14 protein-coding genes and 1 tRNA gene are annotated in these 16060 nt (G+C 65.6%); 7 read left to right on the forward strand and 8 right to left on the reverse strand.

The genetic code is table 11. The annotated features are described in order from the left end of the window. Window positions 1-11: 11 nt before the first annotated feature. From ACOJB8_RS11350 to ACOJB8_RS11360, 3 genes are all read right to left on the reverse strand, one after another. Window positions 12-896 (reverse strand): cytochrome c oxidase assembly protein, encoded by an 885-nt coding sequence (locus ACOJB8_RS11350; RefSeq protein ID WP_475012662.1) that lies wholly within the window; start codon window positions 894-896, stop codon window positions 12-14. An 89-nt stretch (window positions 897-985) separates the two neighbouring features. Next, window positions 986-1450 (reverse strand): copper chaperone PCu(A)C, encoded by a 465-nt coding sequence (locus ACOJB8_RS11355; protein WP_368604857.1) that lies wholly within the window; start codon window positions 1448-1450, stop codon window positions 986-988. A 66-nt stretch (window positions 1451-1516) separates the two neighbouring features. Beyond that, window positions 1517-2110 (reverse strand): SCO family protein, encoded by a 594-nt coding sequence (locus ACOJB8_RS11360; protein WP_475012664.1) that lies wholly within the window; start codon window positions 2108-2110, stop codon window positions 1517-1519. Between the two features lie 360 nt (window positions 2111-2470). Here ACOJB8_RS11360 and otsB point away from each other — a divergent pair, with 360 nt between their 5' ends. Together otsB and otsA are read left to right on the forward strand one after the other, a co-directional pair. After that, entirely contained in the window at window positions 2471-3223 is a 753-nt protein-coding gene (gene otsB, locus ACOJB8_RS11365) for a trehalose-phosphatase (RefSeq protein ID WP_342945458.1), read from the forward strand. 112 nt (window positions 3224-3335) lie between these two features. Further along, a complete protein-coding gene (gene otsA, locus ACOJB8_RS11370; RefSeq protein ID WP_368727299.1) occupies window positions 3336-4766 on the forward strand; it encodes an alpha,alpha-trehalose-phosphate synthase (UDP-forming) in 1431 nt (476 codons plus the stop codon). A 127-nt stretch (window positions 4767-4893) separates the two neighbouring features. Here the strand turns inward: otsA and ACOJB8_RS11375 are convergent, their stop codons facing one another. Continuing rightward, window positions 4894-6729, reverse strand: a complete 1836-nt coding sequence (locus tag ACOJB8_RS11375; RefSeq protein WP_342945460.1) for an ABC transporter ATP-binding protein — start codon at window positions 6727-6729, stop codon at window positions 4894-4896. Window positions 6730-7508: 779 nt separating this feature from the next. On the opposite strand from ACOJB8_RS11375, the gene ACOJB8_RS11380 reads away from it, so the two are divergent. The 3 genes from ACOJB8_RS11380 (at window position 7509) to ACOJB8_RS11390 (ending at window position 10445) form a co-directional block, all read left to right on the forward strand. Then, window positions 7509-8573, forward strand: a complete 1065-nt coding sequence (locus ACOJB8_RS11380) for a glycosyltransferase family 4 protein (RefSeq protein WP_069262552.1) — start codon at window positions 7509-7511, stop codon at window positions 8571-8573. Window positions 8574-8908: 335 nt separating this feature from the next. Continuing rightward, window positions 8909-9889 (forward strand): hypothetical protein, encoded by a 981-nt coding sequence (locus tag ACOJB8_RS11385; protein ID WP_342945461.1) that lies wholly within the window; start codon window positions 8909-8911, stop codon window positions 9887-9889. Window positions 9890-9980: 91 nt separating this feature from the next. Continuing rightward, complete coding sequence (locus ACOJB8_RS11390) at window positions 9981-10445, forward strand: DUF2214 family protein (protein WP_069262550.1); 465 nt, start codon at window positions 9981-9983, stop codon at window positions 10443-10445. Between the two features lie 132 nt (window positions 10446-10577). On the opposite strand, the gene ACOJB8_RS11395 is transcribed toward ACOJB8_RS11390, so the two are convergent. From ACOJB8_RS11395 to ACOJB8_RS11410, 4 genes are all read right to left on the reverse strand, one after another. Then, a tRNA-Val gene (locus tag ACOJB8_RS11395) sits at window positions 10578-10652 on the reverse strand. Between the two features lie 48 nt (window positions 10653-10700). After that, entirely contained in the window at window positions 10701-11447 is a 747-nt protein-coding gene (gene dnaQ, locus ACOJB8_RS11400) for a DNA polymerase III subunit epsilon (protein WP_342945462.1), read from the reverse strand. Window positions 11448-11505: 58 nt separating this feature from the next. After that, window positions 11506-11955 (reverse strand): ribonuclease HI, encoded by a 450-nt coding sequence (gene rnhA, locus ACOJB8_RS11405; RefSeq protein ID WP_069262548.1) that lies wholly within the window; start codon window positions 11953-11955, stop codon window positions 11506-11508. Next, entirely contained in the window at window positions 11952-12845 is an 894-nt protein-coding gene (locus ACOJB8_RS11410) for a class I SAM-dependent methyltransferase (protein WP_069262547.1), read from the reverse strand. The genes rnhA and ACOJB8_RS11410 overlap by 4 nt, the downstream gene beginning before the upstream one ends. A gap of 20 nt (window positions 12846-12865) precedes the next feature. Between ACOJB8_RS11410 and gloB the strand changes: the two genes are divergently transcribed. Both gloB and ACOJB8_RS11420 read left to right on the forward strand, forming a co-directional pair. Then, a complete protein-coding gene (gloB, locus tag ACOJB8_RS11415) occupies window positions 12866-13702 on the forward strand; it encodes a hydroxyacylglutathione hydrolase (RefSeq protein WP_069262546.1) in 837 nt (278 codons plus the stop codon). Window positions 13703-13856: 154 nt separating this feature from the next. Then, window positions 13857-15500 carry a transglycosylase SLT domain-containing protein gene (locus tag ACOJB8_RS11420; RefSeq protein WP_069262545.1) on the forward strand — a complete coding sequence of 548 codons (1644 nt, stop codon included), beginning with the start codon at window positions 13857-13859 and terminating at the stop codon, window positions 15498-15500. Window positions 15501-16060 lie beyond the last annotated feature (560 nt).

The raw sequence follows: 16060 nt of genomic DNA on the forward strand, positions 1-16060 counted from the left end.
ACTCGAGTGCTTTACGTGCGCAGGGTGCGCTCTTCCTCGTGACGCTGGCCGTCCGCCGGACGCATGCCGGGGCGCCGGTCCCGCTGCAAGCGTCCGCGCGCGGATAGCCGCATCCAGTGGCGCAGCGCGACCAGCGCGCCGACCACGCTCATCATCGACCCCGGAATCCACAGCAGCAGCCCGCCGATCTGCTGGTCGCGAATGGGCGAGAGCCAGGTGAACGCGCGGCCGCAGATCGAATAGACCGGGTAAAGCTCGTGCGGCGTGAAAAAGATGAACGCGCCGAGCACGATCTGCGGCGGAATCGCCGCGATCAGGACGAGCACACGCTTGCCCGGCGAGAGGCGCGCGGGCGGTGCGGGGCGCGAGTCGAGCACGAGCCACCAGAACAACAGCCCGTCGAGCACCATGCTCCAGTTCATGACGCGGTAGAGACGCCAGTCGAGCATCGCGATGAGGTGGATCGGCGAAAAGAGCCAGAAATAGATGAGCCCGACGAAGAGTCCGACCGCAACGACGGGATGCATGACGATGTCGAGCGCCACGCGCACGGGTCGAGCGGCGAGCGCGGGACGCACGAAGCGCTGCCGCCACCTGAACGGAATGCCCGCGCGCAGCGCCGCGCCCGGGTAGGCGAGCGCGATGAAGAACGGCCCCAGATGGTGCAGCACCAGGTGCTGCGCGCGATGCATGAAGAACTCGTGCTCGAAGTAGTAGTCGAGGCGCGTATGCAGCACGGCGTAGAGCGCGCCAAGCCCGAACCAGAACGAGAGCTGGCGTGCGAGCGACACCCGCGCGTGCCGCTTGCCGCGCACGAACAACACCGCCGCGAGCATCGTGCAGATCATCACGGTCGGCGAGGGCTCCCAGGGCTGGAGCCAGTAGAGCAGGGTCATCGCGAGCATGGCGGCGGCTTCATCGCGGGTTCAACATGCTTGCGCGCGCAACCAGTCTTGAATGCGCGCGCGGTGGTGTTACTGCGGCCTTACTGCCCCGAGGGCGGCTTGACCGCGAACGGCGTGTCGAGCGTTTCGCCGTCCGAGAACTGCAGCTTCACGTTCACGGTGTCGCCCGGCGCGACCTTGTGCTTCGCTTTCTCCAGCATCAGGTGGTAGCCACCCGGCGCGATGGCGAGCGTGCCGTGCGCAGGCACCGTCGCCTTGTGCACCATGACCATCTTCTGCGTCGAGCCATTCGAGACTGTCTGATGCAGCATGACCATGCCGTAAGCGTCGCTCGAGACACCCACGAGGTCGACCGGCTGGTCGCCATCGTTCTTGAGCGTCACGTAGCCCGCGGCCGGCAGGTCGTTGGGCAGCCAGCGCACCCATGCGTCCTGCGCGCTCAGCGTGGTGGCGGCGTGTGCGCCGGGCGCGAAGGCGGCGAGCGCACCGAAGGTGCTCAGCGCGCAGCCGAGCGAGACGGTGAGTGACTTGAGGTTCTTCGTCATAACGTTTCCTGTTGCGATTGCTGTTGCGTCAAAACCCGATGTTTGGACCGGCGAGGCCGCATGCGTTCACGCCGTGTCGTTGATGACGCGGCGCAGGTCATGCGCGATCGCGTCCGCAGAGTCGTGGTCGGTGGCGAGCAGGCGCGCATGACCTTGCGCGTCGAACACATAGACGGCCGAGCTGTGCGTGACTTCGTAGTCGCCGTCGGGGTCGCGCTTTTCCATCTGATAGGCCACGCGGTAGCGCCGCGCGAGCGACTCGATCTGGGCATCGGTGCCGGTCAGGCCGCGCGCATGCCGGGCGTCGAACGCGCCGACGTAGGCGTGAAGTGTCTGCGGCGTATCGCGCGCCGGATCGACGCTGATGAAGAGTATCCGCACTTTGTCCGCATCGGGGCCGAGCTTCGCTATAACCTGCATCAGGCGCGCCATGGTTTCCGGACAGACGTCCGGGCAATGCGTGTAGCCGAAATAGACGAGCGTCGTGTCTCCGCGAAAACTGGTGCCGGTCACGGGTTGGCCGTTGTCGGCCGTGAGCGCGAAGTCCAGGTCGGGCAGATGACCGCTCACGTTCGTGAGCTGCCACGCCTCGCCCGGGTGCGAACACGCGGCGAGCAGTACCGCGCCGGCCACCACCGCCGCGTGCCGCAGGCTACGCATGCCGCCGCGAAGGTGGCCGCGAAGGTGGGTGCGGAACGTGCGCAGCGTGGGCTCGAAGGTGGCAAACAAAGGCAATCTCGTCGACTCGATTGGATCACGTTGGCCGCGCTCGCTCAGACCATGGGGCTCGGCTTGTCGCTGCGACTGTAGCAAAATTGGGTCCGCGCGGTCGCGAGTGGCCCGGTCGTGCCGATCGCTCGCGTCGATATGCCGCATCTTCGAGTCCGGGAATGCCTGCACAGGCGGTCAGCCCTCACTTTCTCGATAATCGATCCAAGGCGCGGTAAGATTCGCACACTTTCCCTGGGCGCAGCCCGGGGCCATACCCGGCCAGCGAGGCCGATGGGTGAAAAGAACGCAATGCAAGCACTTCCGGCAGTCCTGCCGCCTGATCAGACGGCATTTTTCTTCGATTTCGACGGCACGCTCGTCGAGCTCGCGCCCACGCCCGATGGCGTGCTCGTCCGACCGGAGATGCTCGCGCTGCTGCGCGAGTTGCGCCGCGCGACGCACGGCGCGGTGGCGATCGTCTCCGGTCGCGGCATCGAGAGCATCGACGGTTTCCTCGGCATGCCCGATCTGCCCGTGGCCGGCCTGCACGGCGCCGAGCGGCGCGACGCCAACGGCGACACGCAGCGTGTCGGCTTCAACGACCAGCGTCTGCTGCACATGGAGCAGGTGCTCGCGGAGGTCGTGCGCACGCATGCGGGTATGCTGCTCGAGATCAAGGGCGCGTCGCTCGCGCTGCACTACCGCAACGCGCCGGAGCGAGAAGCCGAAGCGCGCGCCGCGACCGAGCGCCTCGCCGCCGACTACGCCGACGCCTACGTGCTGCAGCCCGGCAAAATGGTCTACGAAATCAAGCCGAAGGACGTCGACAAGGGCCGCGCGCTGCGCGCGTTCCTCGACGAGCCGCCGTTCGCGGGCCGTAGCCCGGTGTTCGCCGGCGACGACTTGACCGACGAAAAGGGCTTCGCCGTCGTCAACGCGCTCGGCGGGCTGTCAATCAAGGTCGGCGGCGGCGACACCATCGCGCAAACGCGCGTGGACTCGGTCGAAGCGCTGATCGGCTGGCTCGCATCGCTCGTCGCCGCCATGCCAGGCGCCCGATGACCGCACGCATGCCTCACTTCATTGCCCACGTAGACTGCCTGACCTGGCCGAGCCGAAGCCCCGCCTCGCGCGCGCCACGCCTTCCCGATTTCCTGCACGGACCCCGCCCCTCATGAGCCGATTGATCATCGTGTCGAACCGCGTCGCGCCGATTTCCGAAGGCGGTCCGGCCGCGGGCGGCCTCGCGGTGGGCGTATACGACGCACTCAAGGAAACCGGCGGCATGTGGTTCGGCTGGAGCGGGGACGTGCTCACCTCCGGCCAGCCGCAGATCGCCCTCGAAGAGCGCGGTCCCGTGACCTTCGCCACCATCGGCCTGCTGCGGCGCGACTACGACCAGTACTACCGCGGTTTCTCGAACGCCACGCTCTGGCCCGCCTTCCACTACCGCGCCGATCTCGTCCAGTACGACCGCCACGACTACGAGGGCTATAGCCGCGTGAACGCGTGGCTCGCGCAGCAGCTCGTGCCGCTGCTGCGCGAAGACGACGTGATCTGGGTCCACGACTATCACCTCATCCCGTTCGCCCAGGCATTGCGCGCGGCGGGCGTGAAGAACCGCATCGGCTTCTTCCTGCACATTCCGTTTCCGGCCTCGCAGGTGTTGCTGGCGGTGCCGCCGCATCGCGAGCTGGTTGAGGCGCTGTGCGCGTTCGACCTGCTCGGCTTCCAGACCAAGCCCGATCTGCGCGCCTTCTGCGACTACATCGTGAACGAGGCGGGAGGCACGACGGCGATGCAGCCGGACGGCCTCACGCGCATCGAGGCGTTCGGGCAGACGCTCTGCGCGGGCGATTACCCGATCGGGGTCTATCCCGACGAGATCGCGGAACTCGCCAAGGCCGGCGAGCGCGGCAAGCCGGTGCGTACCCTCAAGTCCACGCTGCACGGGCGCAAGGTCATCATGAGCGTGGACCGGCTCGACTACTCGAAGGGGCTCGTGGAGCGCTTCCGTGCTTTCGAACGCCTGCTCGACCACACGCCGGCGCAGCGCAACAAGGTCTCGTTCGTGCAGATCGCGCCGCCCACGCGTGCCGACCTGCATGCCTATCAGGACATCCGGCTGCGCCTCGAGGCGGAGTCGGGGCGTATCAACGGCCGTTACGCGGAACTCGACTGGACGCCGATCTGGTACATCCACCGCCAGTACGAACGGGCGGTGCTGGCCGCGCTGTTCCGGGCGTCGAACGTCGGCTACGTCACGCCGCTGCGCGACGGCATGAACCTCGTCGCCAAGGAATACGTGTCGGCGCAGGACCCCGAGGACCCGGGCGTGCTCGTGCTCTCGCGCTTTGCCGGCGCGGCGCAGGAGCTTTCCGGCGCGCTGATCGTCAATCCGCTCGATATCGACGGCATGGCCGATGCGCTGGGCGCCGCGCTCTCCATGCCGCTTGCCGAGCGCCTCGCGCGCTATCAGGACATGATGGCCCAGTTGCGCGAGAACAATGTCTCGGTCTGGCGCGACCGCTTCATGCGCGATCTCGGCCGGGTCTGCGTGCGGCAAGGGGTGAGCTTGCCGCCGCTCGAGCGCGCGCAGGGCTGAGCACCCGCGCCTCGCTCCCATTCGAGAGCGAAAAAAAGCCGCTTCAGTCGATGCACTGAAGCGGCTTTTTTGCGTCCGGGAGTCTGGGGCAAGACCAGCGGGCGATGCGCCCGCATGCGGGGTGGCGTCAGGCCACGTGCTTTTCGTCGGCCTTCTTGCTGCCCAGATGGAGCGTGGCCTGCTTGCCGTACTGCTTGGCGAGGAGGTCGCGGTAGAGGCCCGGACGGTTGCGCAGTTCTTCCGGACTGCCGTCGTCGATCACCTTGCCCGCACTCATCACGATGATGCGGTCGAAGTTGTTGAGCGTGGAGAGGCGGTGCGCGATCGCGATCACCGTGCGGCCCACCATCAGCCGGTCGAGCGCCTGCTGGATGGCCTCTTCGGACGCGCTGTCGAGCGCCGAGGTGGCCTCGTCGAGCAGCAGGATCGGCGAATTCTTGAGAATGGCGCGCGCGATCGCGATGCGCTGGCGCTGGCCGCCCGACAGTTTCACGCCGCGGTCGCCCACGATCGTGTCGTAACCCTCGGGCATCGCCTCGATGAATTCGGCGCAGCGCGCCTCGCGGGCCGCGGCGAGCACTTCCTCGCGGCTCGCCTCGGGGCGGCCGTAGGCGATGTTTTCGTAGATCGAGCGGTGCAGCAGCGAGATGTCCTGCGGCACGAGCGCGATGGCGTGGCGCAGGGTGTCCTGCGTAACGTGCGCAATGTCCTGGCCGTCGATCTTGATGGCGCCGCCCTGGGTGTCGTAGAAGTGCTGCAGCAGCGCGAGCACCGTCGTCTTGCCTGCGCCCGATTTGCCGATCAGCCCCACGCGCTGGCCGGCCTCGATGCGCAGGTCGAAATGGTCGAGGATCGGTTTGCGGTGCGGATACGCGAAGGTCACGCCCTCGAATTCGACGCGGCCGCCCTGGGCCACGAGCTCCTTGGCGTCGTCCCGGTCGGGCATGCCGTGCGGCTCCAGCAGCGTCTGCACGGCCTCGGCGAGGCGTGCCACGTGCTGGGTCACGTCCACGAGCGCCACGGCCAGATCGCGCGTGCCGTGCAGGATCGTGAAGCCGAGCGAGCTGACCAGCACGATGTCGCCCGACGTCGCCTTGCCCTGATCCCACAGCCACAGCGCCCAGCCGAGCAGGCCGGCGGACAGCATGGCCGTGATCACGGCGTGCAGCAGACGCAGCTTTTCGAGATAGAGCAGGCTCGAGCGTCGCGCGTCGAGTTCGGCCTTGACCGTCGAGCCGAAGCGCTTTTGCTCGCGGAACGTCATACCGAAGGCGCGCACGAGCGCCATGTTGCCGATCACGTCGACGAGCTCGCCATCCACCGCGGCCGCTTTCGAGGCGAAGGTGTGGTGGCGCGACGAGCCGCGCCCAGCCAGCTTGAAGAGGATCACCGAAAGGATCGCAGAGCAGAGCAGGAGGCCCGCCGCCATCAGCGGGTTCACGACGATGATCATGACGATCGCGCCGGCCACGGCGATGCAGGGCGGCAGCACGTTCCAGGCGGTGGTGTTCTCGGCCGTGTAGACGGCGTTCGACGTCGCCGTGATGCGGCTGGCGAGCGTGCCGGGCTGTTTTTCGGCGTAGTAAGTGGGCGAGTGCCCGCTCAGATACTGAAAGAGATCGCGCCGCAGGTCGCCCGTCACGGCGACGAAGGTGTGCGCTGCGAACCAGCCGCCGACCCGCCAGAGCAGGTTGTCGGCGGCGATCAGGCCGACGAGGATGGCGAACGCGGTCCACAGCGGGCCCGGATGGTGGCGTCCCGCTCCGAGCACGTCGATCAGATGCTTGATGGCGTACTGCGACGCAAGCGCGCAGCCGACGGCCGCGAACACGCTCGCGAGCACGACAGTATGGGCGAACGGATGGCGCTTGATGTAGCGGAAAAGGAACGCGAGCGGGCGCCGCGCATAGCTCGCGAGCTTGGCGTTGTGGGCGTTACGCTGAGCGGGAGTCAGATGTTCCAATTGATCGGGTGGTCGGTCTGACGGAATTTCGTCCGTGCAAGTTCAAGGAAGATAGCGGGCGCTCCGGCGATGAACGGCTTCCGGCGCGCGGCAACGAAGGCGGACTTACCGCATTGTAAACACCCCATGGGCCTGGCGCACCGCCTGTGCCCGGCGGACGCGCATCATATCGCGACACGATAGCGCGGGATACAGATTGGGGACACGTTGTTGCAGTGGAGGTTCAACAGGAATCGTGGATCGTTTTAGAGATAGGTGTTTTAGAGATAGAATTACCGATTGCATTCGGAAAAGCGGTGTGCTTGCTCGCAACACGCTGTCGGCCGGCTGCGAACCCGGAAACGAGCAGGATCGATTCATGCGCACAAGAGCCGCGACAATCGCGCGCAGTTGCTTCCCGCAGCGCAGCACCCAATCTAGAACTCTCTTGGAAAACAATGGGTTGCGGAGTGTTTCCGGTGTGTAACAACGTAAAGACTTTGAAATGATCCAGCCGGTATTTACCCTGGACCGGGATAATGCCGACTCGGACAGCGTAGGGAATTTGACAGCTTCTGTGTCAACGGCCGCGAACCCTGCGCGTTTACCGCCTGAACCGCCGCGTGTGCGCTCTCTTGCCGCTTCACAACTGCGTCGGGTCTGTGTCCGGATTTCCGGCGCGGTTAGCGGTATGGAACGCCTGTAAGGCGCGTGGCGACAAGGAAGCCGCAGCCTGCATAGGTCGATTGTCAAACTTGCAGTCTATTGCCCGATTTATTACGAGGAAGGAGTTCACCACTATGCGAATCGCTCAAATCGCTCCGTTGCACGAGGCGGTTCCTCCCAAGCTGTACGGCGGCACGGAACGGGTGGTCTCCTACCTGACCGAAGCGCTGGTCGAACAGGGCCACGATGTCACGCTGTTCGCCAGCGGCGATTCGATCACCTCGGCAAAGCTCGAAGCGTTCTGGCCGCAGGCACTGCGCCTCGACCCCACGATTCGCGACGTGATGGCTCCGCACATGCTGCTGCTCGAAGAAGTTCGCCGCCGCGCGGACGAGTTCGACGTGCTGCACTTCCACATCGACTACTACCCGTTCTCGCTGTTCCAGCGCCAGCCGGTGCCGTTCGTCACGACCATGCACGGCCGTCTGGACCTGCCGGAACTGCAGCCGGTGTTCAATGCGTTCAACGACGTGCCGGTGGTGTCGATCTCGGACAACCAGCGTATTCCGCTGCAGCAGGCCAACTGGCAGCAGACCGTGTACCACGGCCTGCCGGAAGACGTGCTCACGCCGATTCCTAACGTCGAGCCTGGCTACCTCGCATTCCTCGGCCGCGTTTCGCCGGAGAAGGGTCTTGACCGGGCGATCCGCATCGCCGGCCAGGCGGGCATGAAGCTCAAGGTCGCCGCCAAGATCGACAAGGCCGACCGCGCCTACTACGAAGAAGTCATCAAGCCGCTGATGGCGTTGCCGCATGTCGAGTACATCGGCGAAATCGGCGAGCACGAAAAGCGCGAGTTCCTCGGCAATGCGCATGCCCTGGTGTTCCCGATCGACTGGCCGGAGCCCTTCGGTCTCGTCATGATCGAAGCCATGGCCTGCGGTACGCCGGTCATCGCGTTCAAGCGCGGCTCGGTGCCGGAAGTCATCGAGAACGGCGTGTCGGGCTTCGTCGTCGAGGACGAAATCAGCGCAGTCGCGGCGGTCAAGCGCCTGTCGACGCTGCCGCGCGAGAAGGTGCGCGCCGCGTTCGAGGCACGCTTCTCGTCGAAGGTGATGGCACGCAATTACGTGGCCGTGTACGAAGAACTGCTGCGCCAGAAGCATCGCACCGTGCTGCGCGAAGTCAACGCCGGCTAAGCTACGTACCGAAACTGGACGCGCTGCGGCGCGCCCGGTTTTCCCGCTGTTCCCCAACGCCCCGGTGCAATGCGCCGGGGCGTTGTCACATTCGCGGCGGCGGCGGGTGAGGCGCACGCTTAATGTCCCTATAATGGCCGTGCCGTAAAATCCGCGGCGCCCACGAAAGCGTGCTTTGCATGGGACCGGAGTGACGTGCCAAAGCGCGAACTCTGGTCGACAGCGTTGCATGGGACCGGAGTAAGACGCTAAAGCGTCAACTCTGGTCGACAGCTATGCATGGGACCAGAGTAAGACGCTAAAGCGTCAACTCTGGTCGACAGAGGAGAATACCCTTGGCCAGAACCCGACCGACGCCCACGGCCACCGTACCCGGTGCCGGGACGCTTTTCGCGCTACGCGCGATCGGGCTCGTGATCCTCGCGCGCTGGTTGCACTCCATGGCGCAAATGAACTTCGTCGCCGCGCTCGAAGGCATGGCGTCGTCGCCGGCGGCAAGCCTGAATCTCGTCTTCCTGTTTTTGCTGATCGTGCTGCCGGGCGCCAAGGCGCGCGTCGAGCGGCCGTTTCACCCGCTGCCCCAGTGGCTGCGTCAGGCGCTGCGATTTTTCGGCGTGCTCGGCCTCTTGTTCGCAATCGGCTCGATCGGCGTGTTCGTCTGGACCGCCGGCTGGCGTCGCACCTTCCACGCCGTGGCCGACACCAACGGCTGGCTGGTTGCCGCCCCCGCGCTCTATGCCGCCGTGGTCTGGATCTGCCGGCCGCGCGCGCTCTGGCGCAGCAACTTCGCCGCGCGGCGCTTCGCGATCGGGCGCTTCGCCGTTTCGATCGATGCTGCGACGCGCACGACGGTCGTCTGGCGGGAGAGCCGTAAGGTAGGCCAGTACGATGCCCGCGAGTTGTCGGTGCGCTGGCTCTGCGGTGCGGCGCAGGGCGGGGCCGTTGCGTCCGGGCCCGCGCTCTTGCCCGCGCCGCCGCAGACCGGCGATCCTGCGCCCGCGGGTGGCGTCGCCGAACCGGTTGCTGTTTCGGATGCTGCGCATGCCGCGGATATCACGGATACCACTGCAACGTTGGGAGCCGGCCAGTCTGCGGCCACGCCTGAGCCGGGCGCGCCCGCTGCGCAGCGGCCGGCATCGGCATCCTCTGCTGCAGCGCCTGCGGGCAAGCCCGCGCGCCGCGCGAAGATCGAGTTGCTCTGGGATTCGCCCGCTGCGGCGGGCCATAACCGTCAGACTGTGTTTCGCGTGGGGCTCGCCTCCGAAGGCGACCGCACCGCTGCACGTGCCCTCGACACCGCGCTCAAGCAGGTCTGACGGCCCGTGGCCCGGCCGCGTTGCGCGACGTCCGCGTTCTCGCCGCTTTACCATTGCTTGCCGTTCCTGTCGTCCACCGGAAGGAGTTGCAATGCTGATACGCTGGTTGCTCGCCGCCGTTCATTTGCTCGCCTTCGGCTTTGCGCTCGCTTCGATCCTGCGGCGCACGCGCGGCCTGCGCCGCTGCACGTCGACCGAAGACCTGCCGATGATCTTCAGCGCCGACAACGGCTGGGGCGGCTCGGCGGTCGTCCTGATCGTGACTGGCGCAATGCGTGCGTTCGGCGGTTTCGAGAAGGGCGCTGAGTACTACATCCACGAGCCGCTCTTTCTCGTAAAGATGGCCGCGCTCGTGCTGATCCTTCTGCTCGAAATCGCACCCATGATGGCGCTGCTGCGCTGGAGGCTCGCCGTGCGGCGCGGCGACGTGCCGGATCTCACCGGCGCGGCGAAATACGCGCTTATCGGCAGATGGCAGACGCTCATGCTTGTCGTGATGGTATTCGCGGCCACGGGCATGGCGCGCGGCATCGGTCTAGATCCTTCGATTGTTTGATTCGGATTGCTGACAGTGAAACGCGCCGACCGGATGTTTCGCGCAATGCCGAAGCCCAAAGCAAAAGGCCTCGTTGCTTTCGCAACGAGGCCTTTATTCTTCGGTGCTTGTCGTTACCAACACCAGGAATTCTGGTGGGTAGTACTGGGATCGAACCAGTGACCCCTGCCGTGTGAAGGCAGTGCTCTACCGCTGAGCTAACCACCCGAAGAGATTGAGATTATGCAGGGTGTTTTCGATCTTGTAAAGCCCTTTTTAAGCATTTTGCGCATCGGCCGCATTGGCTTCGGCGGGAGCCGGCTCGGTGCGCCAAACCGACGTCCCCTTGATCGCCTTGTCGAGACCGTCGAGCACGGCGTTGTGTTCGGCGATTTCTTCGTCGCTCGCCATGATCACCGGCAGATCGATCGACTCGAGCTGGATGCGCGGCGCGGCGGCCGCACCGGGCGCGGCGTGCTCGCCCAGCATGTCGATGACGAGGCTTTCCTGGCCGCGCGTCATCGCGAGGTACACCTCGGCGAGCAGTTCCGAGTCGAGCAGCGCGCCGTGCAGCGTGCGGTGCGCGTTGCTGATGCCGAAGCGGTCGCACAGGGCGTCGAGCGAGTTGCGCTTGCCCGGGAAGATCTGCTTGGCCTGCACGAGCGTGTCGATCACCTCGCCACAGTGCTCCTTGAATCCCGGCTTGCCGAGTAGCGCGAGTTCGGCGTCGAGAAAGCCGATGTCGAACGGCGCGTTGTGGATGATGATGTCCGCGCCGCGAATGAAGTCGAGGATCTCGTCCGCGACTTCGGCGAACTTCGGCTTGTCGGAGAGGAACTCGGTCGTGAGGCCGTGCACGGCGAGTGCGCCCGGGTCGCTGTCACGCTCCGGGTTCACGTAGAAGTGCAGGTTGTTGCCGGTGAGCCGGCGGTTCACCAGCTCGACGCAGCCGATTTCGATGATGCGGTCGCCCGTGCGGGCGTTCAGGCCGGTGGTTTCGGTATCGAGAATGATCTGGCGCATGTCTTGTAAGGCGTGAAAGCGTGAGGCCGCCGCGAAGCGGTCCTGGAAAGCAGCGGTCTCAGAGTTCCGCGAGGGTGGCGACGCCGCGGTTCGCGAGCGCGTCGGCGCGCTCGTTCTCCGGGTGGCCGGCGTGACCCTTCACCCAGCGCCACTCGATCTCGTGCTGGGCGACGAGCGAGTCCAGACGCTTCCAGAGGTCGTCGTTCTTGACCGGCGTTTTAGCGGCCGTCATCCAGTTCTTCTTCTTCCAGCCGTGAATCCACTCGCTGATGCCTTTTTGCACGTACTGCGAGTCGGTATGCACGATCACCTTGCACGGGCGCTTGAGCGCGTCGAGTGCGGCGATCACCGCCATCAGCTCCATGCGGTTGTTGGTCGTGCCGGCCTCGCCGCCGAACAGTTCCTTTTCCTGCGCGCCGAAGCGCAGCAGCGCGCCCCAGCCGCCGGGGCCGGGGTTGCCCTTGCAGGCGCCGTCCGTGAAGATTTCGACGAAGTCGGGTGTGCTCATGAGTCCTTGTTGCGTGTTGGGGAGGGGGTGGTCGCCGCGGGCTTCAGGCTCGCGGCCAGCACCGGCTTCTTGACCTTCAATGGGCCGACGAGGCGCATGCCGCGCACGCGCTTGATCGCCGTCACCATATAGATAGCGCCGAAAATCGGCCACCAGCGGTCGCCGGCGGCTTCCATGAAGCCGTAGCGGCCGAGCCACTGGTCCGTCGCGAGCGGCGGACGATAGCAGCCGAAGCGCCCGCGTTCAAGCTCGAAGCCCAGCAGCTTGATCCAGTCTTTCAGACGCGTGAACGCGATCAGGTCCTGGCGCGCGGGCAGGAACGGATGGCCGGTCAGCTTGCCGACCGACTGGCGCGCACCCCACAGTGAAAGCGAGTTGAACCCGACGATCAGCAGCTGCCCTTCGGGCATCAGCACACGTTCGGCTTCGCGCAGCAGACGGTGCGGGTCGCTCGTGAATTCGAGCGTGTGCGGCATCACGATGAGGTCGACGCTCTGCGCCTCGAACGGCAGATCGAGAAAGTCGCACCAGACAGTGCTGCGGCCCGCGGGCGCGTGAAGCAACGAACCGCCGCCCGCAGCCGGCGTGCGGTCCGCTGTTGCGCCGCCTGCCTCGGGCGGAGTTTGCCCGCCGTTCGGGTGGGAATGGGCCGACGCGCCGGGTACGGAGTAGGGTGCGCTTGCAGCACTGGCGGCATCGAGCACGAGGCCGCGGCACGACATGCGGTTCTCGCGCAGGGCGTCGAGCTGCGGCAGGCCGAGCTGCAGCGCATGGTAGCCGAATATGTTCGACACCACGCGGTCGAGCTGCTCCTGCTCCCAGCCGAGCACATACCTGCCAGCGGGCGAGGCGGTCCAGGCGGGCCAGTCTATAATCAATCGGTCAGACATGTCGAAGAATACGTCGCCCCATGAAGAATCCGCTTGAGTACGCGCGTTCGAGCGATGCGTGCGCCTACGAGTACGTACCGGTTCCGGCTTTTGAAGACAATTACATCTGGGTCGTTTCGGACGGCCGGAATGCCGTTGCCGTCGATCCGGGCGACGCCGCTCCGGTTCGCGCGTACCTCGCGAAGCGCGGCTGGCGGCTCGTCGCTATTTTACTCACCCATCACCACAACGACCATGTCGGCGGTGTGGCCGACCTGCTCGCCGACGCACGCGTGCCCGTCTACGGCCCGGCCGGCGAGGCGCTCGGCTCGCTCGATGGATTCGTCACGCGCGTGAAGGGTGGCGACGCCGTCCATCTGGATGCACCCGCGCTCGACCTGACGGTGATCGATGTGCCTGGCCATACGCGTGGCCATATTGCGTATTTCCAGGCGGCCGATGCCACCGGCACACCTCACGTGTTCTGCGGCGACACGCTCTTTGCCTGCGGCTGCGGCCGCCTCTTCGAGGGTACGCCCGCGCAGATGCTCGACTCGCTCGACGCACTCGCGGCGCTGCCCGGCAATACCCATGTGCATTGCGCACACGAGTACACGTTGTCGAACATTCGCTTCGCGCTCGCCTGCGATCCCGAAAACGGCGATCTGCGCGACTGGAGCCGCGAGGCGGCGGCGCTGCGCGAGCGCGGCGTGCCGACTCTGCCTACGACAATCGCGCACGAGCGCGCCGTCAATCCTTTCCTGCGCGCGGGCGATGCGGCGGTGCAAGCCGCGCTCTCAGAGGCGCTGCACGAATCGGTGCCGGACCGGCTGGCGGCTTTCGCAATGATGCGTGAATGGAAGAATCGGTTCCGCTGACCCAGCCGGGCCAGGGGGCATGCTCAACCCAATCGTATGGAATCACGCCCAAGCTGCGGATTTCATGGCTTTTTTTCCATTAATTCCGATTGACGGAAACCGGCACGTTCCGTACTATCGGCTGCAAATTCCAGCCATGCGGATGTAGATTTTCATGCGATTCATAATCAGTGCGCTGCTGGTCCTCATGCTCGCCGCCTGTGCGAGCGGGGGACCGTCTGCGAGTTCTCAAGCACCAGCCAACGCCCAGGCCAACGCCGACCTCATTCGTAAGACCTCCGCTGCGAAAGAAACCATTAACGTCGATCAAGGCTCCGTCGATCAGTTGACGAGCCCCGACGCCGACCTCTGGGGACGCATTCGCCGCGGCTTCCAGATGCCCGACCTGCAGAGCGACCTCGTCGACATGAACGCCAACTGGTACGCCCAGCGGCCCGACTACGTCGCGCGCATGACCGAGCGTTCGCAGAAGTACCTCTATCACATCGTCGAAGAGCTCGAGGCGCGTCACATGCCTACCGAGCTCGCGCTGCTGCCGTTCATCGAGTCCGCCTATAACCCGCAGGCGCTGTCGGTCGCGAAGGCCGCCGGCATGTGGCAGTTCGTGCCGGGCACGGGGCGCACCTACAACCTCAAGCAGAACATGTGGCAGGACGAGCGCCGCGACGTGCTGGCCTCCACCAGCGCCGCGCTCGACTATCTCTCGCGCCTGCACGACATGTTCGGCGACTGGTATCTCGCGCTGGCCGCCTACAACTGGGGCGAGGGCAACGTGCAGCGCGCCATCGCGCGCAACGAGGCGGCGGGCCTGCCGACCGACTATCAAAGCTTGCGCATGCCCAGCGAAACACGTAACTACGTGCCGAAGCTTCAGGCGGTCAAGAACATCGTGATGAACCCGCAGCAGTACGGGCTCACGCTGCCATCCATTCCGAACCACCCGTATTTCGTCACGGTCACGACCTCGCACGACATCGACGTGGACGTCGCCGCCAAGCTCGCGAACATGACGACCGACGAGTTCCGCTCGCTCAATCCGTCGTTCAAGAAGCCCGTGATTCTCGGCGCGACCGACCCGCAGATCCTGCTGCCGTTCGACAACGCGAGCGCGTTCGAGCGCAACCTGAAGGCCTATTCCGGTCAGCTTTCGTCGTGGACCGTCTACACGACCGACTCGCGCACCACGCCTGCGGCGATTGCGCAGAAGATCGGCGTGGACGCCGATACGCTGATGTCGGTGAACAAGATTCCGGCGGGCATGCGCCTGAAGGCGGGCTCGACGCTCGTGGTGCCGCGCACCGACGACGGCGACGACGAGGACATCAGCGCCGACGTGGCGGAAAGCGCGGTGCTGGCCATGGAGCCGGACGTACCCGACACGCGCAAGATGCTGATCCGCGTACGCCGCAAGCAGTCGATGGAAGCCGTGGCGAGCCGCTATGGCGTGTCGCTCGGCCAGTTGAAGGCGTGGAACAAGACCCGCCGCGACTACGTCGCGCCCGGCCAGGTGCTGGTTTTGCACGTACCGGTCAACAAGGCGATGCCGAGCGAGCCGGGACCGGAGCGTCTGGCAACGAACGTTTCTGGTGGTGGAGTGCAGCGAATTGGCACCCGCGTTGCAGACACCGGGTCGAAGTCGCGATACGATAAGAAGCACGGTCGCGCGCGCACCGAGGTCGTCAAGGTTTCTGAACCTGTCAAGGCCAGGACGGTCAGCGCTGCGCCCAGCAAGGCGTCGAAGGGTACGGCGAGCCGCCCGAAGGCCGACACCCACACGCAGAAACACCATACAAAATAGCGGCTGGCGAAGGGTGCTCAAACATGCGTTGCGGGGGCAGCGCATGGTATTTCGCTCCGATCACTTTTCCGTTTTTGTTGTGTTTGACGCCGTCACCCCGCCAGGTGGCGGCGTTTTCATTGGCGGGTCCCAAACATAAAGGGCGTGATTCGGTGCGGCGCCGTGCGGGCAACGCTTGCCGCTGCGCCCCCGCCCGCTATAGTGGAAAGGGCCATGCACCGGGCCGCGAGCACGCTCCCCGTCGCCAGCGTCATCCTGAAATTTGAAGGAAAGGTGACTTTCGCGCTATAATTTCAAGGTTTGAGCTTATCAACCCGCACCCTAGCGCCTACCTCCTCCCATCCGTTCATCCGCCGCCCGCGCTTCATCGTCAACTGGCCGGCTGCCGCCCGATCCTGCGTCACAAACGCGCGCTCGTGGCCCGGCGCCACAACGGTCGACCGCACGAAGAGTCGCGCAAGCGAGCGAGCCGCGCGCGCATCCTGATCCTCACGGAAAGGGGTGCCGACGCCGCAGCCGCTCCCACAGGTCGCAAGATCGCAACGTCGGATAACAGGTCG

Source organism: Paraburkholderia sp. BR10141, from assembly GCF_056155635.1.